Below are 224 nucleotides of genomic sequence, written 5' to 3' on the forward strand. Positions count from 1 at the left end.
ACCTCCGAAGGCGTGCGCCGAAGCGCGCCGTCGCAGGTGAAGGTGAACTGGCAGCCGGTGCTCCGCTCCGCGCCCTGAAACACGACGCCGCAAACCGTCTTGGGGAAGGCGGGGTGCCGCAGCCGGTTCAGCACTACCTGCACCACCGCGCGCTCGCCGACCGCATCGTCGCCGGCCTCGTAGTAAGCGGCGGCGGCGAGACAGTCGGTGGCGCGGGCGAAGGC

1 protein-coding gene is annotated in these 224 nt (G+C 71.9%); it reads right to left on the reverse strand.

Features of this window, described 5'->3' with window-relative positions; all coding sequences use genetic code 11:
- Positions 1-224: cell wall hydrolase (locus tag AX702_RS00715; protein WP_197420451.1), on the reverse strand; the 224-nt coding region annotated here is incomplete at both ends.

Source organism: Sphingomonas sp. CCH5-D11, from assembly GCF_001557395.1.
Lineage (GTDB): Bacteria > Pseudomonadota > Alphaproteobacteria > Sphingomonadales > Sphingomonadaceae > Sphingomonas.